This is a genomic window from Aliinostoc sp. HNIBRCY26, from assembly GCF_050235535.1.
Lineage (GTDB): Bacteria > Cyanobacteriota > Cyanobacteriia > Cyanobacteriales > Nostocaceae > Trichormus.
The window spans coordinates 2935000-2960981 of sequence record NZ_CP189852.1; the positions used below are offsets into that span (position 1 = coordinate 2935000).

The 25982-nt window shown below is 41.3% G+C and carries 28 protein-coding genes; 11 read left to right on the top strand and 17 right to left on the bottom strand.

The features are described from left to right. Positions 1-69: 69 nt before the first annotated feature. On the top strand, positions 70-1359 hold the full coding sequence (locus ACQFX9_RS12510; RefSeq protein ID WP_427162301.1) for a Glu/Leu/Phe/Val family dehydrogenase: 1290 nt from the start codon (positions 70-72) through the stop codon (positions 1357-1359). Positions 1360-1618: 259 nt separating this feature from the next. Here ACQFX9_RS12510 and ACQFX9_RS12515 read toward each other — a convergent pair whose 3' ends face one another. The 3 genes from ACQFX9_RS12515 to grxC form a co-directional block, all read right to left on the bottom strand. Next, the gene (locus ACQFX9_RS12515) at positions 1619-2389 is read right to left on the bottom strand and encodes a lysophospholipid acyltransferase family protein (protein ID WP_427162302.1); all 771 of its coding nucleotides are present in this window, start codon (positions 2387-2389) and stop codon (positions 1619-1621) included. A 75-nt stretch (positions 2390-2464) separates the two neighbouring features. Then, complete coding sequence (gene tadA, locus ACQFX9_RS12520; RefSeq protein ID WP_427162868.1) at positions 2465-2950, bottom strand: tRNA adenosine(34) deaminase TadA; 486 nt, start codon at positions 2948-2950, stop codon at positions 2465-2467. Between the two features lie 240 nt (positions 2951-3190). Further along, positions 3191-3514 carry a glutaredoxin 3 gene (gene grxC / locus ACQFX9_RS12525; RefSeq protein WP_427162303.1) on the bottom strand — a complete coding sequence of 108 codons (324 nt, stop codon included), beginning with the start codon at positions 3512-3514 and terminating at the stop codon, positions 3191-3193. 417 nt (positions 3515-3931) lie between these two features. Here grxC and glpX point away from each other — a divergent pair, with 417 nt between their 5' ends. Both glpX and ACQFX9_RS12535 read left to right on the top strand, forming a co-directional pair. After that, the gene (gene glpX / locus ACQFX9_RS12530) at positions 3932-4969 is read left to right on the top strand and encodes a class II fructose-bisphosphatase (protein ID WP_427162304.1); all 1038 of its coding nucleotides are present in this window, start codon (positions 3932-3934) and stop codon (positions 4967-4969) included. Between the two features lie 190 nt (positions 4970-5159). Then, on the top strand, positions 5160-6446 hold the full coding sequence (locus ACQFX9_RS12535) for a glutamyl-tRNA reductase (RefSeq protein WP_427162305.1): 1287 nt from the start codon (positions 5160-5162) through the stop codon (positions 6444-6446). Between the two features lie 99 nt (positions 6447-6545). Here ACQFX9_RS12535 and ACQFX9_RS12540 read toward each other — a convergent pair whose 3' ends face one another. Next, positions 6546-7109, bottom strand: a complete 564-nt coding sequence (locus tag ACQFX9_RS12540) for a COP23 domain-containing protein (protein ID WP_427162306.1) — start codon at positions 7107-7109, stop codon at positions 6546-6548. A 320-nt stretch (positions 7110-7429) separates the two neighbouring features. After that, positions 7430-7606 (bottom strand): helix-turn-helix domain-containing protein, encoded by a 177-nt coding sequence (locus tag ACQFX9_RS12545; protein WP_236140646.1) that lies wholly within the window; start codon positions 7604-7606, stop codon positions 7430-7432. Positions 7607-7820: 214 nt separating this feature from the next. Between ACQFX9_RS12545 and ACQFX9_RS12550 the strand changes: the two genes are divergently transcribed. Then, positions 7821-8402 (top strand): metalloregulator ArsR/SmtB family transcription factor, encoded by a 582-nt coding sequence (locus ACQFX9_RS12550; RefSeq protein ID WP_427162307.1) that lies wholly within the window; start codon positions 7821-7823, stop codon positions 8400-8402. Between the two features lie 194 nt (positions 8403-8596). Here the strand turns inward: ACQFX9_RS12550 and ACQFX9_RS12555 are convergent, their stop codons facing one another. The 3 genes from ACQFX9_RS12555 to ACQFX9_RS12565 form a co-directional block, all read right to left on the bottom strand. Further along, complete coding sequence (locus ACQFX9_RS12555; RefSeq protein ID WP_427162308.1) at positions 8597-9382, bottom strand: SMI1/KNR4 family protein; 786 nt, start codon at positions 9380-9382, stop codon at positions 8597-8599. A gap of 218 nt (positions 9383-9600) precedes the next feature. Then, a complete protein-coding gene (locus ACQFX9_RS12560; RefSeq protein WP_236140648.1) occupies positions 9601-10383 on the bottom strand; it encodes an ABC transporter ATP-binding protein in 783 nt (260 codons plus the stop codon). Then, a complete protein-coding gene (locus ACQFX9_RS12565; RefSeq protein ID WP_427162309.1) occupies positions 10373-11506 on the bottom strand; it encodes a branched-chain amino acid ABC transporter permease in 1134 nt (377 codons plus the stop codon). The genes ACQFX9_RS12560 and ACQFX9_RS12565 overlap by 11 nt, the downstream gene beginning before the upstream one ends. A 191-nt stretch (positions 11507-11697) precedes the next feature. On the opposite strand from ACQFX9_RS12565, the gene ACQFX9_RS12570 reads away from it, so the two are divergent. From ACQFX9_RS12570 to ACQFX9_RS12580, 3 genes are all read left to right on the top strand, one after another. Beyond that, positions 11698-11895 carry a hypothetical protein gene (locus ACQFX9_RS12570; RefSeq protein ID WP_103138589.1) on the top strand — a complete coding sequence of 66 codons (198 nt, stop codon included), beginning with the start codon at positions 11698-11700 and terminating at the stop codon, positions 11893-11895. A gap of 107 nt (positions 11896-12002) precedes the next feature. After that, positions 12003-12260, top strand: a complete 258-nt coding sequence (locus ACQFX9_RS12575; RefSeq protein ID WP_427162310.1) for a cytotoxic translational repressor of toxin-antitoxin stability system — start codon at positions 12003-12005, stop codon at positions 12258-12260. A gap of 103 nt (positions 12261-12363) precedes the next feature. Then, entirely contained in the window at positions 12364-13950 is a 1587-nt protein-coding gene (locus tag ACQFX9_RS12580; protein WP_427162311.1) for a glucose-6-phosphate isomerase, read from the top strand. Positions 13951-14292: 342 nt separating this feature from the next. Here ACQFX9_RS12580 and ACQFX9_RS12585 read toward each other — a convergent pair whose 3' ends face one another. The 4 genes from ACQFX9_RS12585 to ACQFX9_RS12600 all read right to left on the bottom strand — a co-directional run bounded on the left by ACQFX9_RS12585 (position 14293) and on the right by ACQFX9_RS12600 (position 19407). Next, a complete protein-coding gene (locus ACQFX9_RS12585; RefSeq protein WP_427162312.1) occupies positions 14293-14949 on the bottom strand; it encodes a Nif11-like leader peptide family natural product precursor in 657 nt (218 codons plus the stop codon). Positions 14950-15263: 314 nt separating this feature from the next. Continuing rightward, on the bottom strand, positions 15264-16709 hold the full coding sequence (locus ACQFX9_RS12590; RefSeq protein WP_427162313.1) for a DUF1802 family protein: 1446 nt from the start codon (positions 16707-16709) through the stop codon (positions 15264-15266). 2 nt (positions 16710-16711) lie between these two features. After that, positions 16712-18691 carry a P-loop NTPase fold protein gene (locus ACQFX9_RS12595; protein ID WP_427162314.1) on the bottom strand — a complete coding sequence of 660 codons (1980 nt, stop codon included), beginning with the start codon at positions 18689-18691 and terminating at the stop codon, positions 16712-16714. A 50-nt stretch (positions 18692-18741) separates the two neighbouring features. Further along, on the bottom strand, positions 18742-19407 hold the full coding sequence (locus tag ACQFX9_RS12600; protein ID WP_427162315.1) for a hypothetical protein: 666 nt from the start codon (positions 19405-19407) through the stop codon (positions 18742-18744). Positions 19408-19865: 458 nt separating this feature from the next. Here ACQFX9_RS12600 and ACQFX9_RS12605 point away from each other — a divergent pair, with 458 nt between their 5' ends. After that, positions 19866-20129 carry a hypothetical protein gene (locus tag ACQFX9_RS12605; RefSeq protein ID WP_427162316.1) on the top strand — a complete coding sequence of 88 codons (264 nt, stop codon included), beginning with the start codon at positions 19866-19868 and terminating at the stop codon, positions 20127-20129. Between the two features lie 87 nt (positions 20130-20216). Here the strand turns inward: ACQFX9_RS12605 and mdh are convergent, their stop codons facing one another. The 4 genes from mdh to ACQFX9_RS12625 all read right to left on the bottom strand — a co-directional run bounded on the left by mdh (position 20217) and on the right by ACQFX9_RS12625 (position 23106). Beyond that, positions 20217-21200: a malate dehydrogenase gene (gene mdh, locus ACQFX9_RS12610; protein WP_427162317.1), complete on the bottom strand. Its 984-nt coding sequence runs from the start codon at positions 21198-21200 to the stop codon at positions 20217-20219. A 179-nt stretch (positions 21201-21379) separates the two neighbouring features. After that, positions 21380-21595 carry an NAD(P)H-quinone oxidoreductase subunit O gene (locus ACQFX9_RS12615; protein ID WP_103138580.1) on the bottom strand — a complete coding sequence of 72 codons (216 nt, stop codon included), beginning with the start codon at positions 21593-21595 and terminating at the stop codon, positions 21380-21382. A 192-nt stretch (positions 21596-21787) separates the two neighbouring features. Beyond that, positions 21788-22639 carry a DNA-formamidopyrimidine glycosylase gene (locus ACQFX9_RS12620; protein WP_427162318.1) on the bottom strand — a complete coding sequence of 284 codons (852 nt, stop codon included), beginning with the start codon at positions 22637-22639 and terminating at the stop codon, positions 21788-21790. Between the two features lie 254 nt (positions 22640-22893). After that, a complete protein-coding gene (locus tag ACQFX9_RS12625; RefSeq protein WP_427162319.1) occupies positions 22894-23106 on the bottom strand; it encodes a photosystem I reaction center subunit IV in 213 nt (70 codons plus the stop codon). Between the two features lie 156 nt (positions 23107-23262). Between ACQFX9_RS12625 and ACQFX9_RS12630 the strand changes: the two genes are divergently transcribed. Then, positions 23263-23472, top strand: a complete 210-nt coding sequence (locus ACQFX9_RS12630; protein ID WP_427162320.1) for a hypothetical protein — start codon at positions 23263-23265, stop codon at positions 23470-23472. Between the two features lie 54 nt (positions 23473-23526). Here the strand turns inward: ACQFX9_RS12630 and ACQFX9_RS12635 are convergent, their stop codons facing one another. Beyond that, positions 23527-24111, bottom strand: a complete 585-nt coding sequence (locus ACQFX9_RS12635; RefSeq protein WP_427162321.1) for a PAP/fibrillin family protein — start codon at positions 24109-24111, stop codon at positions 23527-23529. A 242-nt stretch (positions 24112-24353) separates the two neighbouring features. Between ACQFX9_RS12635 and ACQFX9_RS12640 the strand changes: the two genes are divergently transcribed. Next, positions 24354-24590 (top strand): DUF3134 domain-containing protein, encoded by a 237-nt coding sequence (locus ACQFX9_RS12640; RefSeq protein ID WP_103138576.1) that lies wholly within the window; start codon positions 24354-24356, stop codon positions 24588-24590. Positions 24591-24669: 79 nt separating this feature from the next. Further along, complete coding sequence (gene mraY, locus ACQFX9_RS12645; RefSeq protein WP_427162322.1) at positions 24670-25773, top strand: phospho-N-acetylmuramoyl-pentapeptide-transferase; 1104 nt, start codon at positions 24670-24672, stop codon at positions 25771-25773. Positions 25774-25982: the final 209 nt, after the last annotated feature.

Below are 25982 nucleotides of genomic sequence, written 5' to 3' on the forward strand. Positions count from 1 at the left end.
CCAAAACGCGAGATAGGCTAGGCATATATGTATCCGGTTCGCCAAAAACCGCGACTAGGAGAAAATCTTATGGTTTCAACCCCTATCAACCCGTTAGAAGCTGCTACCCCCGCGCATATTTGTCCATTTGACCAAGCTTGTAGTTATTTAGACGCAGCCGGGAAAGAATTAAGGTTAGATCAAGGTGTCTTAGAAATTCTCAGCCACCCCCGCAAGGTAGTAACAGTTTCTATCCCTGTGAAACTAGACAGTGGTGATATCCGAGTCCTAGCAGGACATCGAGTCCAACATTCTGATGTTTTAGGCCCCTACAAAGGCGGAACTCGCTACCATCCGGCTGTGACATTACGGGAAGTCTCAGCTTTAGCTATGCTGATGACTTGGAAATGCGCGCTGTTGGGTATACCTTATGGTGGCGCAAAAGGTGGTATTGCGATCGACCCAGAAAATTACAGTGTCGCTGAACTAGAGCGCATCACTCGCCGTTATACCAGCGAATTAATTAAAGATATTGGCCCTGCCGTAGATATCCCTGCGCCAGATATGGGAACTTCTGCCCGTGAAATGGCTTGGATGATGGATACTTATTCCGTGAACGTTGGTCATGCTGTACCTGGAGTTGTCACAGGTAAACCATTATCTATTGGTGGCTCACTGGGACGGGAAATGGCGACTGGACGGGGTGTGATGATTATCGTCCGAGAAGCTTTAGCCGATATGGGTAAATCCTTGGAGGGAATGCGCGTAGTTATCCAAGGTTTCGGGAATGTGGGAGGTGCAGCAGCCGAATTACTCCATCAAGCAGGCGCGAAAATTATTGCTGTTTCCACTGCTACAGGTGGTGTGTACTCATCTCACGGTTTGGATATTCCCGCACTCAAAGCTTATGCGGCGGAAAATCGCCGGAGTGTAGTAGGTTTCCCTAAAGCTTCCGCAATTAGCAATGCAGAATTACTCACCTTACGTTGTGATGTGTTAATTCCCGCCGCTTTAGAAAACCAAATCACAGAAGAAAATGCTCACGAAGTCAGAGCGCAAATCATCGCAGAAGCAGCCAACGGCCCGGTAACATTAGAAGCTAACCGCATCCTAGAAGGACGGGGGGTGACTGTATTACCCGATATCTTAGCCAATGCTGGAGGTGTAGTAGTCAGTTACTTAGAATGGGTGCAAGGTCTATCTTACCTATTTTGGGATGAAGTGCGCGTCAACCGCGAAATGGAACACTTAATGGTGCAAGCGTATCAACAAGTAGTCCAAAAGTCCAAGTCTCGGCAAGTTCCCCTCAGATTAGCAGCCTATACGCTAGGAGTAGGTAGAGTAGCTCAAGCCTTGCATGACAGAGGTTTGTATCCTTAAGTTCTTGGCTTGTAGTGAGGACTTTAGTCCTGATTGTCAGGACTAAAGTCATAATTTGGTTAATCACTAAGAATATTTTTCTTAAATGATGGCAGAAAAGTGTACGTAAATTCACTATATAGTTAAATAATACCTATACTTGATAATCTCAATTTAATGACTAACAACCCGTACATTTTATAGAGAAAAAATCAAGAAAAAATAAATAGATCGCATCTTCAGATCATGAAGATATGGCAAGCTGATCAGTAGACTTTTTTCAAGAATTGGGAATCTCTGCAAAAGCGTGATGACTAACGGTTAGTTCTGGACTGCTTAAATTTTGGAGTGACCTAGTTAAATCCTCTGTAAGTTGCTTGGCGTTTTGTTTGGCTTTGCCAATAGTATAATCCTTGACGTTAATCGCTGGGCCGATGTTGATAGTGACATCTGCACCCCAACTAGGATAAGGCTCACTGTAGTTAATCCCCACTGGAAGAATTTTTACCCCTAATCCTGGTTGATATGATTCTGCACTTAGAGCCAGACGGGAAATTCCTGGCTTGAGGGTATGAACCTTACCATCTCGAAATATATTGCCTTCAGGGTAAATGACTAACATTTTTCCTTGTTGTAGCACTTCCACTGCATGACGAAGAGTCGCAATAGCAGGACGTTTCGTATCTACAGGGAATCCACCCATACGACGCACAAACCAACCTTGTAACCCTTGACATTCATCAACTGTCACCATGAATTGTAAGTCTCTACCGGTAACGTAACGACCGGCAGCATATGCTAGTAGTAAGGCATCCCAACGAGCGCGATGGGTAGGGGCTAAAATTACAGGGCCAGTGGTGGGAATATGTTCTTGTCCGATGATTTGGATTTGTCCAAAAAAGAATGGTAAGAGGAAATGATATCCTAGAAAGTAAGCAGTAGAAGTCAGTAAAGGTGATATATTACCTTCATAGACGGCTATTTGGGGTTTTTGAGTCCCTTCTTGGGCTTGTAAAGGACAGTTATCAGAAGCAGAGTAAATTTCCATCATGTGGGTAGCTGCAAATTAACTGGTAAGATACGGCAAAAAATTCATGTAATGTAGTTACACCGTAAATTTTCTTCCTCAATTTGTGTGATCACAGCTGGACAGTTTTGTCTCTGTCTGCGACTGTTTTTGATTTCGCTTAGTAGCAAACCAATTTTGTAATTGTTGACGACAGGCTGATTCTAAGATACCTCCGATCACTTGCAGACGGTGATTAGAAGCAGCACTATCAGGAATATTGATCACAGTCCGAATTGCGCCAGTTTTAGTATCGTCCACTCCATAGACAAGTTTAGCCACACGCGCTTGTACGATCGCACCTGCACACATCGGACAAGGCTCTAAGGTGACATACAAAGTACAACCATGAAATCGCCAGCTTTGTAAATTTTTCCTAGCCGCACGTAAAGCCATAATTTCTGCATGGGCTGTAGGATCTTGATCCCGTTCTTTTCTATTTTCGCCTTCAGCAATCAAATTACCATCAGCATCAGTAATCACAGCCCCCACAGGAACTTCCCCCGCATCACCCGCATTTTGTGCTAATTCTAAGGCTCGGTTCATCCAGTGGCGGTAAGTTAAATATTCTGGGGACTGGGGATTGGGGACTGGGGACTGGGGATTGGGGACTGGGGATTGGGGACTGGGGATTGGGGACTGGGGACTGGGGACTGGGGACTGGGGACTGGGGACTGGGGACTGGGGATTGGAAAACAAGGGATGATTGCTAATCGCTAATGACTAATGACTAATGACTAATGACTAATGACTAATGACTAATGACTAATGACTATTGACTATTGACTATTGACTATTGACTATCAACTGTTCTAACAAGGGATCAAGTTGACCTTTGGTGTCTAACTCATAAAGGTCATCGCAACCGCCGATGTGTTGGTTATTGATGAAAATTTGTGGTACTGTGCGGCGACCGTTGGCGCGTTCTGCCATTTTTGCTCTCGCTGTCTCGTCTCCATCAATTTTATACTCGGTCAAATTTACGCCTTTCCACCAAAGTAATAGCTTGGCTCTAATGCAGTAAGGACAAGTTTGCCAAGTATATATCTCAACATCTGCTTTGATTCGTTCGGGATGACGACCAAGTAGGGGATTGAGAAAGTCCAACATAGTTTTAATGTGATACTTTTTTACAAATTATAAAGTGGACACCAAAGCAAGTTTTATTTCAATAGTCTCATTTGTCTGGAAATGTCAATATTTCTAGTTTTACTGAGTTTAAATTATTAGTCAATTTTTCAATAATTTTCAGAGTTTTTTTAGTTTTACTTTCTCAGCAACGATTATTTTTGTCTACATCAGCTCTACATCAAGAAATTTCATTTCTCCACTTGAGATAGAGATAGGATTTTACACACAATCTTAGATACTATGGATTTTAGCAGTAAAACTTAACACATCAGTAAATTATTTAGCTAATACTATTTCTTTTATTGGTTCACACACGTATCCGCCCTTTGGTAGACTTAAGAACTGAAATGGCCAGATGAAAAGACGCAAAAGTCAAGCAGTTGAGAGGGCGACTCTGTGGAAAATACACTTGGATTAGAAATTATTGAGGTAGTCGAACAAGCCGCGATCGCATCTGCGAAGTGGATGGGTAAAGGCGAAAAAAATACTGCTGACCAAGTAGCAGTAGAAGCAATGCGTGAGCGTATGAATAAGATTTATATGCGTGGTCGCATTGTGATTGGGGAAGGGGAACGTGATGACGCTCCTATGCTGTATATCGGCGAAGAAGTCGGTATCTGCGCTCGTTCAGATGCTAAAGATTTCTGTAACCCAGATGAATTAATTGAAATTGATATTGCGGTTGACCCCTGCGAAGGTACAAACTTAGTAGCCTACGGACAACCTGGCTCAATGGCTGTACTGGCAATTTCTGAAAAAGGTGGATTATTTGCTGCACCTGACTTTTACATGAAAAAATTAGCAGCACCTCCAGCCGCTAAGGGTAAAGTAGACATCAATAAGTCAGCTACAGAAAACCTCAAGATTCTGGCTGAGTGTTTAGACCGCGCAATTGACGAACTGGTAGTAGTAGTCATGAAGCGCGATCGCCACAACGATTTGATCAAGGAAATTCGGTCAGCAGGTGCGAGAGTACAGCTAATCGCCGACGGTGACGTAGGTGCAGCCATTTCTTGTGGTTTTGCTGGTACTAATATTCATGCCTTAATGGGTATTGGTGCAGCTCCTGAAGGTGTTATCTCCGCAGCCGCAATGCGCGCTTTGGGTGGACACTTCCAAGGTCAATTGATCTACGATCCAGAAGTCGTGAAGACAGGTTTGATTGGCGAAAGCAAAGAAGCTAACATCGAGCGTTTGCAATCTATGGGTATCACTGACCCCGATAAGGTCTACGATGCACATGAACTAGCCTCTGGAGAAAACGTACTGTTCGCAGCTTGCGGTATTACCTCCGGCAACCTCATGCAAGGTGTGCGCTTCTTCCACGGCGGTGCAAGAACTCAAAGTTTGGTTATTTCCAGCCAGTCTAAAACTGCTCGCTTTGTAGATACTATTCATATGTTTGAACAGCCCAAGATTGTTCAACTGCACTAAGAGTTAGGAACTAGGGACTGGGGACTGGGGACTGGGAAGAAGTAGCAGGGGGCAGAGGGCAGGGGACAGGGAAACAAGGGAAAAATTTTTACTCCAATCCCCAGTACCCAGTACCCAATCCCCAATCCCCAATCCCCAACCCCCAGTCCCTAATCCCCAAAATAATCCATTACTAAACTACCGATAAGAAATGAATATTGCAGTGGTGGGGTTAAGCCATAAAACAGCCCCAGTCGAAATTCGGGAAAAGCTGAGTATTCCAGAACCACAAACAGAAAGCGCGATCGCTCATCTTATCAGCTATCCCCATATTGATGAAGTTTCTATCCTCAGCACTTGTAACCGCCTAGAAATCTACATTGTGGCTGCGGAAACCGAACACGGTGTCCGAGAAGTGACTCAGTTTCTTTCTGAACACAGCAAATTACCTATAAATTCTTTGCGGCAACATTTATTTGTACTGCTCCATGAAGATGCTGTGATGCACGTTATGCGGGTAGCAGCTGGTTTAGATAGCTTAGTCCTGGGTGAAGGACAAATTCTGGCTCAGGTGAAAAATACTCACAAACTGGGACAGCAATATAACGGTATAAAAACAATTTTGAATCGATTATTTAAACAAGCAATTACAGCCGGTAAGCGTGTGAGAACAGAGACTAGCATCGGTACTGGTGCAGTATCTATTAGTTCGGCGGCTGTAGAACTAGCACAAATCAAAGTAGATAATTTAGCAGCCTGTCGTGTGGCAATTCTCGGTGCTGGGAAGATGTCGCGCTTGCTAGTACAACACTTGATTTCTAAAGGTGCTACACAAATCAGTATTGTCAATCGTTCCCGCGATCGCGCTCAAGAATTAGCACAACAGTTTTCAGAACAGCCCATCCGCATACACTTGCTCTCAGAAATGATGCAAGTAATTGCCGAAAGTGACATAGTATTTACTAGCACATCATCAACTGACCCCATTTTAGATAAAGCGAAATTAGAGATGGTTTTAGCCCCTAACCAACCTCTAATGCTATTTGATATTTCTGTACCACGTAACGTCCATACAGACGTAAATGAACTATCTCACGTAGAAGCATTTAACGTGGACGATTTAAAAGCAGTCGTCGCCCAAAACTATGAAAGCCGGAGAAAAATGGCTCAGGAAGCTGAACGGCTTTTAGAAGAAGAAGTTGATGCTTTTGATGTTTGGTGGCGCAGTCTCGAAACCGTTTCTACAATCAGTTCACTGCGAAATAAAATCGAAACCATTCGCGAACAAGAATTAGAGAAAGCTTTATCAAGATTGGGTTCGGAATTTGGCGATAAACATCAAGAAGTCATAGAAGCTTTAACACGAGGAATTGTTAATAAAATTTTACATGATCCGATGGTGCAATTGCGCGCCCAGCAAGATGTAGAAGCCAGAAGACGATGTATGCAAACTCTACAAATGCTCTTCAACTTGGATGTAGGTGAGCAGTTTAGTTAAATGAGGGGTGTAGGGGTATAGGGGTATAGGGGTAGACTTTTACACCAATACCCAGTTCCCAGTCCCCAGTCCCTAACCCCCACACCCTTTTCTGAAAAACTACAATTCCCTATCTGGACTAGAGGTAGGTGATTGAGGTTCAGGCTGGGAATTGGTAGGAGATGCTACAGATGGTGTGTCACTCTCACTATCTAAGCGGCTACTGACATCAATATAAGGAGCTGAAGCACTTTCATACAGTGAAGGTGTTCCTGTTTCGCCTTTGCGCCAAGCTAGGAGATTATCTAGTGTTGCGACTGCATCTTGTCCTGGCTTCAGAGTAAAAATAAGTCTTTCACAACGACCATTGATTTGACTAGCGGTGCAAACTACACGCTGACGATTCATCATACCCACAGTAATGAATCTTAGCCTTCTTTGTTGACGGTAAATTTCTAACCGCCCGCTAACTTCTCTGCATCTAGTGAAATTGTCATAACCACTATTTTGAAAAAAATTAGAAGTCCAGCGAATCCACGGTTCTCGCTCTCCGCTAGAGTTGCGATACATTGTGATCGGTTTGCCTGTGGACATATCACAGTAAAAACCTCTAGTGCGTTGTGTCCAACCAGGTTGTTGCGTGGTGATAACTGCACTAATGGCGATCGCACCTGTTGTGATCAATGTTCTTAAACAGAAAAATTTCATATAATCTTTGGGGATTAATTCATAAAAAATACTGAATTCCCCCAATTATAAAATACCGTCATATATAGGAATCATATTTGATTTCTGAAAAAATCTCAGTACACCTCTGTTACTTCTTTTCTTGTTCCCTGTTCCCTGTTCCCTGTTCCCTGTTCCCTATCTACGCAAATCATTTCAATAATCAAGTCGGATTCCCATACAGTAAGATTTTCTCCTGATTTGTTAAATATATAGGGGCGCACAACTAACTAGTTGCACGCCCCATTAAGATTTCTGCTGGACTCAATTACGAATAACTATGAAAGGTGCCTGATTCTTGCTCTATAATCTAGCAGCGCACCTTGGCTAACTACAGTGCGCCCGTTTCTTTTGTGCGTCGGTATCTGTCCTTTTTGCAGAGCCATGTACAGGGTACTTTGGTCTACACCTAAAAGTCTAGCGGCTTGCACCAGCGAAGTACCTGGTTTGGGCATACCTGGTTTCTGCTTTCTTCGACGGAATGATGATTGGAACATGGCGAAATGTGAAGAACTACTTAAGAAAACTCAACTTTTTTCACAACGAATCGCAAAATTAACATTAATTCAAAATTAACCAAAGCAGAGCTTGTGCTGCATCAGACGATTACAGCATTAGTAATTCGATCTACCTCTAATTAGATTGGGGTCGAATTAAGTATAACAAATTATGAACAAAGAACAATTTCAAACCCTGCTACAATTTTTCAAAGCGTTGGCCGACGAAAGCCGATTAAAGATTTTAGGAATCTTAGCTAATCAAGAGTGCAGTGTTGAAGAATTGGCAGCATTAATGCAACTCAAAGAGCCTACAGTTTCCCATCATTTGGCCAAGCTAAGAGAGTTAAATTTAGTGACAATGCGCCCAGAAGGCAACAGTCGCATATATCAATTGGATAGTGAAGTTTTACAACGCATCAGCAAGGAAATTTTCACGACTGAACAACTAGCATCTGTCATCGAGGATGTTGATACTGAAGCCTGGGAGAGCAAAGTCTTAAAAAACTACTTGGAATTAGAACAAACTAGTACGGAAGTGGTACAACGTCTCAAAGAAATTCCCGCTAGTCGCAAAAAGCGTTTAGTAATTCTCAAATGGTTAGCCAACAAATTTGAGTCGGGAGTTAACTATTCAGAACATGATGTGAATGACATTCTCAAAACCTATCATCCAGACTACGCCACCTTAAGACGAGAATTGGTTGGCTACCACCTAATGCAGCGAGAAAACGGGGTGTATTGGAGGTTGTGAGTAATAGGTAATAAGTAATAACGCCTAATGTGTATTAAAGACAGAAACCCTACATTTATCGTTGTAGAGACGTTGCATTACAACGTCTCTACCTCACTTAGCTTGAAATTCGACTCTGGGGTGGAATCGTTAACTCACTCGCATTCATCTCACGCCAGAATCTTTGATTTGGCGTGAGGCTTCTGCTGCTTCAGCTAAATTGCTATCAAGCCATCAAGCCATAACTCATACCAATCTAAAAACGTTGCTGATGATTCAAAAGTAGGTGAACCCCAATCACCTAGAAACCAACCAATTCGCCCTCTCAGCGATCCATTCAAGACCATAAACCCAAATGGTCCACATTGATCCTTAGAAACAGTAATTGTTCCAAATTGTGGTGACCAGAGTTCTTGCTCGTACTTCTGTTCCCAATGTTCGCCAGCGATCTCGACAAGCCATCGCTCCCATGCTTCATCACTTTGGTACTCTTCAAGCAAAAGGCAAGGCTGACTTGGAGCTATGAGTGCTTTGTCTTCATCACCGAAACACAGACCAATAGCCCAATCTTCTAGCCGCAGCATTTCCATGCCATGAACTTCCCCGCCCCCATTCCCAATTTGTTCAAGAAAACTTCGGTACTCTAGTGGAAGACAAGTGTTATACTTGGTCTCCCATGCGTCAATTTTATGCGAACTAAGTGGAGGATTGAATTTAAAGCTATACCTTGATGGATCGCTAGAGGGGTAAAAGTCTTGGTAAGGTTGATTCCGAACACTTTGAAGTTGTCTAGCTTTCTCAAGCTTTTCTTTGATGCGTTCAATCTGAATTGTAATTTTTGTACCTGGAGACCACTGCCAATTGTGCTTACACTTGGGACATTCCAGCCTTAGTTCACCTCGATCAATTGGAGTACGTAGTTTTTGAGAGCAGTTTGGACATATAACTATAACCTTTTCTGTATGTGATACCTGTTGTTCACCGGATGATCCTATATTCATCAAGCTCTTACCTAAAATCGGAGAACTATAACGTACAGCAGTTTGGCAAGTTGCAACTCTCTGTTATGCACCAAGTTTAGCGTATCAGAAGTATAGAGAAGCGATCGCCAAGGCGCAAGTGAATTGCTTCGGTTCTTGTCAAATAATAAGTAATAAGTAATGAGTGATTTTTTCTCCCCTGCTCCCTGCCCCCAATCCCCAGTCCCCAGTCCCCAATCTCATTGCCCTAAATAAGCTTCCAATACCTGGGTATTGTTTTGAATTTGGGCAGGTGTGCCATCGGCTAAATTTCTGCCTTCTGCTAGTACCCAGACGCGATCGCACAAGGACATAATTACGTCCATGTTGTGTTCAATAATTAGAAAGGTCATGCCGTCTTGACGATTCCAATTTTGAATGCGATCGCATATATCATCAATTAATCTAGGATTGACTCCGGCTGCTGGTTCATCCAGCAAAATCAATTTGGGGTTTGTCATTAAGGCTCTACCCATTTCTAGCAGTTTACGTTGTCCTCCAGACAAACCACCAGCATATTCATAAGCTTTATGGGCTAATCCCACAGATTCCAGTACCGTCATTGCTCTGGCTTTTAATTCCTTTTCTTCCTTCGCAACTACATGGGGTTGTAACTGTACCTGCCAAAAATTTTCCCCTGTTTGTTTTTGGGCTGCTAGTAGCATATTTTCTAACACTGACAGCCGAGAGAGTGTCCGCGCTACTTGGAAAGTGCGGACTAATCCCTGTTGGGCGATTTGGTGGGGTTGTAGGTTTTGGATGGGTTCACCGTCAAAAATTACGCGTCCCTTATCTGGACGGATGAAGTTAGAAAGTAAGTTAAATAAGGTAGTTTTACCAGCACCATTGGGGCCAATCAAACCAGTGATGCTACCTTGAGCAACTTCGATTTGGGCTTCATTGACAGCTTTAATCCCGCCGAAACTTTTACAAAGTCCGCTAGCAGCTAATAGGGGAAGGGGGGATGATTGGTTATTTACCAAGGGTAAGTTCCTCCTTTTTCCCTAAGATACCTTGAGGCCGCCAAATCATCAGCACCATTAAAATTAAACCAATCACCATAATCCGAAATGCACCTAAACGCGCTTCATCTAGGGGGATAATTTTTGGTAAAAGTTCACGGGTAATGGCATCGTAAGCAAAGTAAATGACTGCGCCTAAAATTGTGCCGACATTATTACCAGAACCACCCAAAATCACCATAATCCATGAGTCAAAAGTTAGCTGTGGCTGGAAGTTATCAGGGTAAATAGCACTGATTTGCCAAGCAAAGAAAGCACCAGCTACACCTGCGATCGCACCACCTAACATCAAGGATTGTAGCTTGTACCAAAACACATTTTTACCCATTGCTTTGGGTATTTCTTCATCTTCACGGATAGCTTTCAAGACTCTACCCCAAGGCGATCGCACTAAATATTCCAGTCGCCAAAATACCAGTGCTAACACTAACAGTGATAACAGCATTAAACCCGCCTTGGGGATGTAGTTATAAAGTGTGATCACCCCAGAAATATAGATGAGCAGTGCTAATAAACCTAAGATACTGCCCACCACCAACCGCGAAATAAATTCTTGCTTGTTACCAACTCTGTAACCTGAATCAGCAACCTGTGGTTTTTGAGCAACGCGAATCCACCGCCATAAAGAAAAAATCGTAATCGCCAGCAGCAGCGTTAAGACACCAATCATTCCCAAACGAAACACCAAATTTGGCTGTGTCGAAAAAGGTATAGGATAACTTTGTACACCAAACGCCCCAGATACCCAAGTATCACCCACAGGTAACTCCTGGTTATTCACCACCAACCGGATGAGTTCACCAGTCCCGATAGTAACGATGGCTAAATAATCTTCCCGCAGGCGCAGAGTAGCCAAACCGATAATTAAACCTAATAAAGCCGCCACAGCAGCCCCTATCAGGGCTGCGATGAATAGAGGCACACCCCTAAGACTTAATAGCACCGTAGTATAAGCACCCAAAGTCATAAAAGCGATATGACCAAAATTAATTAACCCTGTAAAACCCCACTGTAAATTGAGTCCTAAACTAAACAGGGCAAAGGTGGCTGTAGAAATTGCAAGAAAAATCAGGTATTCAATCATTAGTTATTAGTCAATAGTCAATAGTCAATAGTCATTAGTCATTAGTCATTAGCCATTGGGTAAAATTCTACCTTGTCTACCTTGTCCACCTTGTCCCCAATCCCCAGTCCCCAACCCCCAATCCCCAACCCGTTAAACATAGGCGATTTTTGGGAATAATACGTTTGTGTTTTGGTTAATATGAAGAATAGATGAACTTGTTGAGAATTAGAATCCATCATTTAATTGAACAGTTAGGGGATGAGGAACTGGAAAGCGTTTGGCATGATATCCATGCGCTGCACTGTGATTTTTATATGCTAAAAGCAATACAACAAGTCAAGCGATCGCAGCAACCGTGGGATATCTTAACCCATGATGAAGCCGTCCGAATGTTGATGTTTGTTTAGGACTGGGGATTGGGGACTGTGTATTGGTGTAAAAGTCTACCCCTAAACCCCTATATCCCTACACCCCTATACCCCTAAACCCCTACATCCTTACTAAGGTGAACGCGGTGAATCTAGAAATGCGTTATGCTAGGTCTTTTTTAGTAGACCTGAAAAGTTTAGAATCAGCTGCCTATCAGCGAGTATTCGATTTTGTGTTTTATGAGTTTGCTGACAAGTGGAATTTGCATTCTCTTCCAGATTTGCGACAGCTGGATGATGAGGGCATTTTTCACAGGTTTACCATTGATAATTATTTGGTTGGGATAGAAATCAGGGGTGAGATTGTTAAATTTCTGCGCGTCATACCTATGCCAGATGTTTAGGTCGATGAGTTTCTCAACACTAAAAACTGTATAAGGCAAAGCAGGGATGGGTCTACCGTTACATTACACTTGATTTTAAGGACACTTTACTAGAGATTTCCCTATGGATGCGAAGGCACTTTGGCAACGATACCAAGATTGGTTATATTTCCACGAGGGATTAGGACTGTATCTAGATGTAAGTCGGATGCGTTTTGATGATGCCTTCGTGAAGTCGTTGCAGCCGAAGTTTGACAAAGCGTTTGCGGAGATGGCTCAATTGGAGCAGGGTGCGATCGCCAATCCCGATGAAAACCGCATGGTGGGACACTACTGGCTGAGAAACCCAGATTTAGCCCCCACTCCAGAACTGACACAAGAAATTGTGCAAACCTTAGAACAAGTGGAAGCCTTTGCCGAAAAAGTTCACACAGGTGCGATTCATCCACCTAAAGCAAACCGCTTCACAGATGTTATTTCTATTGGCATAGGTGGTTCTGCCCTTGGCCCTCAATTTGTTGCTGAAGCCCTCGCCCCAGACTTTCCGCCCCTAAAAATTCATTTTATCGACAACACAGATCCCGCCGGTATTGATCGGGTTCTTACGCAACTAAGAAATCATCTTGCTAGCACCTTGGTACTAGTGATCTCCAAATCTGGAGGAACACCAGAACCTCGTAACGGCATGATTGAAGTCAAAAAAGCCTATGCTGGACAAAATTTAGATTTTGCTCAATATGCAGTAGCTATTACTAGTGCTGATAGTAATCTGGATAAATTAGCAAAAGCTGAAGGTTGGCTAGCTAGATTCCCTATGTATGATTGGGTAGGCGGACGGACTTCGGAAATGTCTACTGTTGGGTTAGTTCCCGCCGCTTTGCAAGGGATTGATGTTCGCACCATGCTAGAAGGTGCAAAAGAAATGGATGATGCTACCCGCGTCGGTGATGTGAAAAATAACCCGGCGGCGTTATTGGCGTTGTCTTGGTATTTTGCGGGTAACGGTAAGGGTGAAAAAGACATGGTTGTTTTACCCTACAAGGACAGTTTGCTGTTGTTTAGCCGCTACTTACAACAGCTCGTTATGGAATCCTTGGGTAAAGAAAAAGACTTAGATGGCAATGTTGTTTATCAAGGTATTGCCGTTTATGGTAACAAGGGTTCAACCGACCAACACGCCTATGTACAGCAATTGCGTGAAGGTGTACCCAATTTCTTTGCTACCTTAATCGAAGTTTTGGAAGACCGCAACGGCGCATCTCCAGAGATTGATCCTGGTGTAACTTCCGGTGACTATCTCTCTGGTTTCTTACAAGGAACTCGCCAAGCTTTGTATGAAAATCAGCGTGACTCCATCACTGTCACCATTCCCCAAGTTAATGCTAGGACTGTCGGCGCATTAGTCGCTTTGTATGAACGGGCTGTGGGTTTATACGCTAGCTTGGTTAACATTAACGCTTACCACCAGCCAGGGGTAGAAGCCGGTAAAAAAGCGGCTGCGGCTATTTTGGACTTGCAAGCCAAGGTAGTAGGCGTACTGCAAAAAGAAAAATCAGCCCTCTCTTTGGCAGAAATTGCAGATAAATTAGGTGCGGCTGATCAAGTTGAAGCTATTTACAAGATTCTGCGTCACCTGTACGCTAATCAACGCGGTGTAGTTTTTCAGGGAAATCTTGCCCAACCCAGCAGTTTAAAAGTTTCTCTAGGGTAATAAATTTTATACTGCTAAACAAAAGTTCAACCAGGAATAGTTCTATTAATTTTAACGTGAGTTCGACAAACAAAAAAACCCCTCTCCAAACCTCTCCCCTGCAAGGAGAGAGGCTTTAAAACCCACATTTTTCGTTGATATTTTAGCTCTTTACTCCCCTCTCCGTGTCGGAGAGGGGTTGGGGGAGAGGTCACAAAAGACTTATCGAACTCACGTTAATTTTAAAACCCGCCTTCTTAATGAAAGCGGGTTTTTTTGATGTGCAGAAAGTCAAAATTAATAAATTCATGTCTGTAAACTGTTTCGCCGCACACAAAAGGCAAATCTTTGAGTGTTGAGTGTCTATCTATGGCTAATTAAGTGCTGATTAAAGTAGCTTTTGGGCAAGAAACAGCGATCTGGCAAGAAAGGATTGTCACTATACTGAGACATAAAGTTTAGTGGCGGTTCTCTATGACAAAAAGGTGCTATGATTCCCCATTCTTCCGCTAACCAAATCCAATATCCTATTTCAATCTTGCCGTAGTTGGAGACAGTATCAACTTCTCCCACACTATTATCAATTGGTACTAATTCTGGTGATGATTTAATTTCTGTAAGCAGCCAGGCTAATTCATCAATAGTAAAGTGATAACCGTAGTTAGCCGCGATTTGGACAAATTGTTGAGGAGTTTTAGATGCTAATAGTTTGTCTTTGACAGATGGTGTTGTTTGTGCGAAATCAAGAAATGTCCAAATATGCTTTCTGGTGACAAGAAACCAAGCTAGTTCTTCTAAGGTTAAGTTATAGCCATTTTCAGTGGCAATGCTAATAAAATGCTCTTGATTTTTTGCCCTTCCCAATTGACTCTTTACAAGGAAGTTATCTTCTACAGAGGCGAAAAAATCATTGATTTTTTGCCATGTTAATCTATTATAATTATTATTAAGTTTTGTATTTTTTCTCCACTGCTGGTATTCGTCTTCTTGGAGAAAGAACGCCCAAAGTTGGTAATACATATTCCATTTTACCTCTGATTTTAAATTTACAAGGGTTTTCTTAACTATTAGTGTAATCAGTATATGCTTACTTATTCGACAGTATAAATTTAAAAGTTTTTGTAAAGTATACAACTCAGGATTTAGGTATAAAGTTAACGTAATATTCAAAACTAGTAGTTATATTTACGCATAAATCTCTCCAGCCAACAAAAAGGCGATCGCTGTTTTCCCATTACTTTGCTTAACATCTGAGGAATTGCGATCGCTATTGAGTTATTGTTACTTTTCTTTATCTAAAATTATCTCAACACTGGTACTCTTAAAACTAATCTTTAGTTAATTGGTAAGTCACGTAAATAGTAAAAGCGATCGCTTCTCCAATCACTACCTATAATTCGCCCTAAGTACCCTGTTAATGGCGATGAAAGTTCTATTAAAATTTCGTGCATTTCTACTGGTTTAATTGGTTGTGGTGGCTTTGAACCAAAATATGCACCATGTAAAGCGTCAACACCAGCAGATTCTGTACCTGAGTTTTGCAGATAGTTTTTAACAAGCTGAATAATGTGCGATCGCAATTGAAGATTTTGTCTAACTTTATCAATATAAAGATTAATTTTATCGTCAGCTATCCCAAAAGGAGCTTGTTGTAAATGCTCTTTTAGTTCTAATAGGTTGATAGAATTTTTGTGCTGTGCTTGCAATTCAACTAATTTTTGTAGTGTTTCAGGGCGAATAACATTCATATAGTGTTCAGTAGCTGTTCTTAAGGCATAATCATTTAATTCTCCAGCAGCAACAATTAATTTAATGGCTTGCTCATACTGGAATTTACCTAAATGGGTTACACCTATTTTTAGTAATTGTGCAGGTGTACCATCAGAAACTTTCTCTGTTTTAGTAGCTTTACACTCTCCTACAATTGGGAAAGGTGCTTCAGCATAAAAATCCATACCTCCTGCTCCGCCAGTTGCATCTGGATTTAAATGTGAACCTGTAAAGCCTAATTTTATTAATCCTCGACGTACTAATTTTTCAAATGCTTGTCCATCACTAGAATTTCCAATTTCAGCAATTTTATTAATCCATACCAAGTCTGAATCTAGAGTAATTTCTGAGCTATCGCTGCTCCAGCCAAGAATTTTTTTAATATCACTATCTAATTCTTTAGCTGCTGGACTAGTATTAGAGATTTGAGTTAAAGCATTTTGCAACTCTTCTAATTCAGGATGCTTTGGAGGTTCTAATTTTTCTAGTTGTTGTCTGCGTTGTGCGAAAGTGCGATCGTTTAATATTGGGTTGTCTTTACTTACAATCAGAGACTTTGGCAAAGCTAAAAAGTGGCTGCTTTGGTTTTGTATATCAATTTCTTGTGCTTCTGGTAGTAAATAAACGCGCAGGTAAGCCAAAAAAATATAAGGTCTTTGTGTGAGAATTTGTTGTAATGCTTCCTTTGTCCAGATAGTTAATTTGGACAAAGCATCAAATGAATCATGAGTATTGAGCATTTGACACAGTTCACATTTCGCCCAAGCTCTAATTAAAGTTGTTTCAGTACCTAAGTTTGCACTAACAGTTTGAGCAATAGGTAGAAAATTTGAACGGTAGTATTGATTCGGTAATAAGTTAATTGAAACATTAGCTGGATAAAGCGCAAAACTCTGCCCCGGATTGATGAATTTCCGAGGCATAGCTGCAATAATTCGCCCTTGTATTAATGCTTCGATGTCAGGAGCAGGTAAACATAGGGCGTTGTAAATCAAAACTGATTCGCTCATACTTAATTAAATAACTCAAGTAGCGCGTCTGAATCATCTGTTTCATCAGTAATGAAAGGGTTTAAGAAACTATTGAGTAGTTCTTCTCCTGCAATAGCTTCTTCATCAATTTGACCAGCCGGATCACTCAAAATTTCTAGTAACAGAGGATGTTCACGAGTTATCTTTCGTGAAAAATCGATTACTTGTTCTTCACTAAGTTGATAATTATTACGTTTTTGATAGACATAATATATATCAATAAGTGTTTTAACTTCTTCTGGTTTCAAATCAACCCATTCTCCACCTAAGTTTGACACGAGGTGTTCTAGTAACTTGTAGGCCTCTCCTTTTTTATCAATCCTTTTAGATTTAGAACGCAGTAAGCAACCACGACTTATATCAAATTTTGAATAGTCCGTTAATCGATTTAAGGCGGATAATATTGATTTGCCTGGTTGTGCTACAGCTACTCCAATTTTGATAATTTTCTCATTTTCTATGACAATAATTTTAAAGTTTATGAAGCCATTATTTGGTGATTTTTGTGATAACTCTTCAATTTCTTGTATGGTTAATCCGTTTAATTTTTCACCTGTAGAAGTCTCACCTTCCAATGTTTCACCTTTCAGTGTTTGAAAGCTAAAGAGCAAAGCATTAGCAATCAAAGAGTTGTCATCTAAATAATTGTCAATATCTGGTTCATACTCTCTTTTTAAAGCCAACTTAAAGCGTTCTAATGGGTCTGGTGGTAAAATTTCACCCTCAACTTTAAAGTTTTCTGCACACCATCTTAAAGCTTCTCTAATAGTTGGTTTGCCTTTACCAAAGTCTTGCAGGTCATTAATTTTAAATGGGTAGAGTAAATCTGGTGGAGTTAGATTTCTTGCGTTGTAAAAGTCTTTTAGCCAAATAGTGACTAATTCAACCAAAGAATTGCTATCAATATACCGTAATTCTATTGGTTTATTACCTGTATATTTTGAAACTCGATGTGGTGTACCACTACCACCTGGCATTACATTTATCTTGTGCGTCCAGATTTCAGGAAGCATGACTGTGATAATAACCACACCTCGACCGAGTTCATAATTTTCAAGAGTATCATGCAGAATTTTGACTAAATTAGCAATTACGATTTCTGTAGGTAAGCCATCATCGTTACAGTTTATTTTGACATCTATTTCGTCAAAACAAATAACTACTGGGTTGTAGTAACTAACCAAATTCAAAATCTGTTGAATATTTTTGAGGGCTTCAGCTTCTTTGTCTTGATTGCTTTTGCTAGGATTTGGCAATCCCAGAGCTTCTGCATCAGAGTTAGCTAACTCATCACCAGACAACCATTTGATTGCAAATGGTGATTTATTTTCTGAAAGAGTCCATAAAATAGCCCTAAGAATATAAGGATCTGCATTTGGTTTTGTTTTCAGAACTGGTGTGATTAATTTGTCCATCAAATTTTTGTTATTAGCTGAAAAACTTGCATCTACTTTGTCAAATTTATTCACCAGTTCTTGAGGAGAAAGGCTTGTAGCATTCGGATTGATAGCTTTAAAGCCTTCATTTGCAATCGCTGCTGCTACTTCCTGCCATTGCATCACCCCTTGACTACCAGTTTTGCTCAGACTATCTGCCAAGGTTTGCTGAAATTGGTATTTAACTAAATTTAAGTCCGTATAGTTATTGACTCCTGAATATATAAACAAAGCACCACCTTCAAGTTCCAGCCTATGACGAATACGACTGAGAAGGTGGGTTTTTCCAACTCCTCGTGCCGCAGTTATGGCAATTGATGTTACTTTGTCTTGACTCGATTGACTGTTACGCACCAAATCAAGGGCTTGAAAAACAATATTAGAAGCATGAGCATTTAATGTGGTTACGTCAAATCTCTTTTGCCAGACATCTGGTTCTGTATTAATTCCAGCGTTGATAAATGGATTATGGCTTTGAATAGCGGCGTTGACAGCTTCTATTGGAGAAACAGGATTATTTGTCATGGTAATTCTGTATAGTGTGAGGAACTACAAAATTTTTGTATCTATTCTGATTAGCTCAAGCGTTTGGCGTAAGAACGTAATTCTGCACCAGGAATAGTGATTGAATCTTCACGTTTATCAGGAGTGAAGTCTGGTATTTCTCCAGCAATTAGTTGAAAAATGTCATTAGCTTGTACTTCCAGCAACCATTCATTGAAACTTTCACGACTAACACGATCGCCTATTTCTCTCCTGATCCGATAAATTGGTACTAAATCATTAAAGTTGTAATTCTGGTTCAACTTGTCGTAAACTTCCAGCACTACTGACTTGAACTCTTCATAAGAAGCGATCAAACTGTTCCCATTAACTGGTGTAGATGTGCTAACCCCTGCAATATCAATTTGGCCAATCCACTTCACCAACGCATTCGCCGCCCAAGTGCCAACAATAGTGCCGTCAAACTTAAACTCACCACTTCTCAAACCGTCACTCAGTACCTTTAAACCCTTGGGCGATGTCAGAGAATATCCTGTTTTTGAAATCGATATCGTCCCTTGTTTCTGTAACTCCTCAAATACACCTTGATAATCTGCGGCTTTCTTGCCCTTCGATAAAATGCGCTTGTTGAGTTGGCCTTTCTTTATTTCCTGCTGTGTTCCTCCCAAATCCCATAAAGCCAGCAGAAGACGAGTTTTAGTTTTGGCACTCTGTAAGCTATCTTTGCCTAAACCCATGTGATGTAGCCTATTTAACTGATAATTCTGACAATATTATAAATTGCTTTTTATTGCATATACTATTTATGTAGCATTGAAAATTTTCTGGAAATTTTAGAAAAATAGCTATTTTATCAATAAATAAGGCACAAGCAACCAAATATAAATATGCTTCTTATGTTATTGAAAATACACTAATATAGATATTTTTGTTATGATATCACTGTAAATTATGCTACTAATTCCACAGTAGGTTTTACGTCAAGTTATTGTTTGTAAAGATCATTTCTAGAGAACACTTATTATTTCTCTGCACATATAATCCAACTAAAAGTATATTTCTCAAGAACGATCGCAAAGTATTTCAAAAGTAGGACGGAAGACTGAAAAAATCGGCTCATCATAACAGGGGTAACTACAAACTTTTGCAAAATAGGTGTTTATCCTACTGCAATATTTCAGCGAGGAAATCAATTATGGTGGGTGATTTTTTACGAAAAGCTCAAGATTTTATGAGTGGTTCAAGGCGCGAAGAACGTGAGGAAGAAGGAGATTATCGGGAATATCGGGGACGCAGAGAAAGAAGAGACGGCGAAGACCGTTATGATGATGAAGATGAAGAAAATTATGGTCGCCGCAGTTCCCGTGAAGACCGTTATGATGATGAAGATGATGAGGAAGATTCTGGTCGTCGCCGTTCTCGCCAAGACCGCTACGATGATGAGGACGACGACAAATAACTACTGAAAAATTTGATTTTATTAGGTGATGAATTGCGTGATTTTAAATTAGGCAGTAGCTTCTAAAACTACTGCCTTTTGTTTTGACTATATCGAACTTGTTGCAGCTAAAATTTCTTGCGATCGCTCAATATTTTTCCGTACAGCTTGAGCCGAAATATGCAAAGCTTCTTTTTCAGAATCACTCAGATTTAATTCCAAAATACTCTCAATTCCATGAGAACCCAAACGACAAGGTACACCAATCACCACATCTTTTAAACCATATTCACCTTGTAAATATGTAGCCACAGGTAACAACCGCGACTGATTCAATACAATCGATTCCACCATCAAACTAGTCGCGGAAGCTGGCGCGAAAAATGCACCGCCAGTCTGCATTAATTCCACAATTTCTGCGCCACCATTGCGAGTCCTTTCTACTAAGCGCGCAATTGTTTCTGCATCCAATAATTCTGTAATGGGGATACCATTAACCGTGGCGTAACGAGATAACGGAACCATCAAATCCCCGTGACTACCTAACACCATCGCCTTGACATCAGCAGGTAATACCCCCAATTCCAAAGCGATAAAAGCTTCAAACCGTGCTGAGTCTAATACCCCAGCCATCCCCATAATTCTATTTCGCGGTAAACCTGTAGCTTCCCAAGCTAGATAAGTCATCACATCTAGAGGATTGGTGACGACGATAAAAATAGCATTAGGAGAATAGGCGATCGCATTTTTAGCAGCTTCAACCACAATTTTGGCGTTGGTTTTGAGTAAATCATCCCGACTCATCCCAGTTTTGCGGGGAAATCCGGCGGTAATCACCACAATTTGCGAACCTGCTGTATCTGCGTAATTATTTGTGCCGATAATCTCACGATTATGTAATTCAATACCCCTAGCTTCTAGCAAATCCAGTGCTAAACCTTGAGGTATTCCCTCAACAATATCTAATAACACCACATCCGCTAGATTTTTTTCAGCAATGCGTTGGGCTAACGTACTACCCACCCTACCAGCACCGATAATAGCAACGCGCGGTAGACGACGGACAATTGGGGATTCAACAGGAGAAAACATAAATTTGCTTAGACAATGCAACCTGTATACCACCAAGGGTAACAGCTAAGATTGCGATCGCCAGTGACCAAGGTGAGAAAATCCCCTAATCGTTTGTAGTAAGGACTTTAGTCCTGAAATCCTTAAGCACTAAAGTGCTTACTACAAACTAATGTTGTTATGGGTAATTCCCCAGCAGATTATTCAAATTCTGCCAGTTGATCTAAACGTAACCAAATATTAGGGGTGGGGACTTGTCCAAACTTCACTAAGGCGTAATCACCTTTAATATCTACGACTTCACCTTGAGTATCAAACAAATACGCTGGAAAGCGAGTATCACTAGCTTTAGCTTCCAAACTATTTTCTAGCTTCTCACGCACAGCGCGCACCATATTTCCTTTCTTAATCGGCATACGTTCCCCTCTCAATTGATTACGTTGTTTTATAGAGAATTATAGGGGATTGGGGGGTTGGGGACTGGGGATTGGGGACTGGGGATAAATTCTACTTATACTGAATTGGGATAGGTATTATTGTTTCGAGATTCGGGTTTTGAATCCAAAATCCAAAATCCAAAATCCAAAATTGGTTACACCCTCACCCCCCTAACTTTGACACTGTGGACAAAAATGGCTGGATCTTCCTGCTAACTTAATGCGTTGAATTAACGTACCACAAACTCTACAGGGTTCGCCTGTGCGATTGTAAACCCACGCTACACCCCCATAGTTACCATTGATCCCCTTAACATTCAGGAAATTACTAAAAGTCGTACCGCCAGCTGCAATACTGGTTTCTAAGACTTGAATAATTGCCGTTCGCAAAGGCTCAATTTGCTCTAACTTTAAAGCTGTACACAGAGTTTCCGGTAATATGCCACTTTTAAATAAGGCTTCGTCAGCATAAATATTACCCAACCCAGCCACCACGGACTGATCTAATAGTGCAGTCTTAATTGGACGGCGACGATTATGTAATTTATCGGCTAAATACTTAACTGTGAACTCTGGCGAAAAGGGATCAGCTGCAAGTTTGGCTAAACCAGTAATCACACTTTCTACAGCTACCCCAGACTGTACCCACCACATTTGTCCGAAAGTGCGCTGGTCAACAAACCGCAATTCCTGTTGATTCTCAAAGAATATTCTGACTCGTGTGTGCTTATGCAGTGGTTCATCTTGCTTTAGCCATAGCAATTGACCAGTCATCCGCAAATGCACTCCTAGCCAACTAATAGAGGGAGATGGGGAAGATTGAGAAAGTTCAGCTAGGAGATACTTACCGCGACGTTGCCAATTAACTATGGTTTTGCTGGCGATCGCATTTACAAACTCATCTACAGAAAAAGGGTGGGCGACGGTGCGATTTAGCAACACATCTCCACCCGTGATTTTACAATTCAGGGTCAACTGATTCAGACCCCGACGGACTGTTTCAACTTCAGGCAGTTCAGGCATTTAAGCTGATTAAGCAAGGGATTGGATTTATTTATAGGGATCAGAAATGAGATTAATAATATAGATACAATGTCTGCCCAAACTCCGAAAAATGATCCGCAAATACCCGCAGGTAGGTACAGAGTTAGTAGGCTAGTCTGGGGTGAAGAATGAAATAATTATAATTTTCTTATAATTTTCATACTCCAGTATCTATACATCACCCTTCACTTCATCATCCCATTAAATAAATCCTTTCAGACTTGGCTGCTTAGTTATTTTTTGGCTTTAGCTGGGGGTGGTGCGACCTCTAGGAGTTCGTCAACAGCGAAGTTGTTGGTGTTGATACCGGAGTAATTTACCTTCTCAAAGCGGACAATTACAGGGTATTTGATACCGCTTTGGTCTACAGAAGCCACAGTACCTACTTCCTGAAACCAGTAGGATTCGGGGCGAAGAATACGAACTTTAGAACCACGTTGTACCATGATTATTTTCCCTTTTAGTTATGAATCGCCATTTATGTAGGGCTAATTGATTTCACTCTACAACTTGAAGGTCATTACTAGAGGTTTTGTTAAGTTATTTATCTGATTTGGTAATAGTCAATAGTCAATAGTCAATAGTCATTAGTTTTTCCTACCTTGTCTCCCAATCCCCAATCCCCAATCCCCAGTCCCCAGTCCCCAATCCCCAATCCCCAATCCCCAATCCCCAATCCCCAATCCCCAATCCCCAATCCCCAGTCCCCAGTCCCCAATCCCCAATCCCCAATCCCCAATCAACCAATCTCTACCTCCAGTTACTTTTATGTCCAACCTTGCCAACCTAGTATGGGGTCATGCCCTACTTGACAAAGTGGCAACAATAAAATAAGTTCGTTCGCAAACACATTTTTCAGAAAAATCTTATGTTTTGCTCAAGACAAACACGCTACCCTCGTTACCCCTGCCAATTCGTAAATTCTCGTCGATGTAGGTGATATCTAACCAACCCTGTTGTGTTTCGCTGTTGATAGGTACATCTAAAGCCGCAAATTTTTTACCCGCAACAATTTGTTGGATCAAATTCTCTGGGGAAGTGTATCCTATTAATCGTTGTAAACCAACGATAGAACGCTGGAATTTTACTTGGACGCGTCGTTCGGAAACTGGCTCAAATTTAGCGGCTACACTGACTAATCCTTCGAGATAAGGTAAGCCATAGATTTCAGCAATATTGTAAACACTGCTGGTTTCTACCCGAATACACTGATAAATTTGTCCAAGTTTATATATCGGTAGGCGATCTATGTTCAAGAGAGCCTTGCTAGTGGTATAAAGTAAACGCCAATTGCCTTCTAGCAGGTTGGCAGCCTCTACAGGACGCGGTGTCGGATTTAGGTCTTCTAAAGTGGCGATCGCAGCTAAGATAGCCTGCTTTTGCAGTTCACTAGCTAGTAAACCCCGATTTGTACCGGCGATCGCATTTAATAGAGCCGCTTTTTTCACCATCACCTATCCCTCAACAACTATCAGAATTTAAGCCTTATTATTTCGATGTTAATCCCTATGTATGACTTCAGAAAAAATACTCACAATCAATTGTTAATTGCTTTATCACTATTAAATAAAATATTTTTGTTAGCTTGCGGATTTATTCATCCCATAGTTGAAGAAATAACTAAATTATTGCGTATCAAGTGATAGACTTCTTAATGTCTAGTTACATAAGCTTTTTTGCCTATTAAATCGATATGTTGAATTCTCCCCTACGTGAAGAACCCCGAAATCAGCGTGCTGCTGTCATCCCTCTAAAGCAAGAATCTTCCTTATTAGATTGGCTACAAGCTAACGGACGCATTATCGCCAGGGATGTCCATGAGCCTGATTTTCAAGATGAAGAAGAAGAAATTTCAGAATTTCTGGGCGGAGATGATGGCATTGACTACCTTGATGATGATGACGACGATATCACTCTAGATGAAGATTAATCTTTTGAAAGACTGATATTTTTCCGAAAACTTATGCAGTTAAGCAGTTTTATTTAGTGTGGAGTGAAGGGAAGGTTTTGTGGACGCTAAATTATCTCCAAACCAAGGATTGAATTTTTCTGGCATCGGTCTAGCTTCTGGTTTAGCCACTGGACTAGGAATAGCAGCCGTAACTTTAGATTGGCTGGCAAACAGAACCCCCTGGCAGGGTATGTCTCTCACCTTGCCTTTGTTAGTGTCTGCCGTCATGTCAGCAGTGGTAGGTTACTTTGTAGTGCCAATGCTACAAAAATTAAAGGCTGGTCAGATCATCCGTGAAGATGGCCCCCAAGCACACCTCAAGAAAGCGGGGACACCAACTATGGGAGGAATCTTTTTCATTCCTGTAGCGGTGATTGTTGCTTGTGTTTGGTCTAATTTTGCTCCCCAAGTGCTTGCCGTCTCTGCTTTAACTCTTAGCTATGGTTTAATTGGCTGGCTTGACGACTGGCAAATTCTCCGCCGCAAGTCCAATAAAGGTATCTCACCTCGGATGAAACTGATGTTGCAAATCGGTTTTGCCGTTGCCTTTTGTGTCTGGCTGATGTTTAATCAACCCGCCAACATTACAAGTATCGCTTTACCTTGGGTGAGTTTTGCGCTACCTTTAGGATTTTTATTTTGGCCTTTAGCTGGTTTCGTGCTTGTAGCAGAGAGTAATGCTACTAACTTAACTGACGGTATTGACGGTTTAGCAGGTGGTACAGTAGCGATCGCCTTGTTAGCATTAGGTGCGATAGTCGCCCCCACATCTCCAGAATTAATGGTGTTCTGCACAGCTTTGAGTGGTAGCTGTCTAGGCTTTTTGGCACACAACCGCAACCCCGCCCGCGTATTCATGGGAGACACAGGTTCTCTAGCTTTGGGTGGTGCTTTAGCCGCCGTAGGATTGTTAACTAACACTTTAGTAGCCTTATTTATCCTCAGTGGCATCTTCTTTGTAGAAACCCTATCTGTGATGGCACAGGTAACTTATTACAAAGCCACAAAAGGCCCCGATGGCAAAGGCAAGCGTCTATTTAAAATGGCTCCTTTACATCATCACTTAGAATTATCTGGTTGGTCAGAATTACAAGTAGTTGGTGTTTTCTACATCATCGCCGCAATTTTAGCGACAATTTGTATAGCGATCGCTCCTTTTTAAAGCTTTTTAAATAACCATAAATATTAACCCCGCTTTCTGGAAGAAGGTGGGGTTATTCTGTTTGGGGGATTGGGGACTGGGGACTGGGAGACAAGGTAGACAAGGTAGCAAAAACTAATACCAATTCGCAATTCGCAATGGACTAACGTCCCGCTACGCTAACGCAATTCGCAATTGATAAATCCTGACTTGACAAGGGTTTCTGGGTT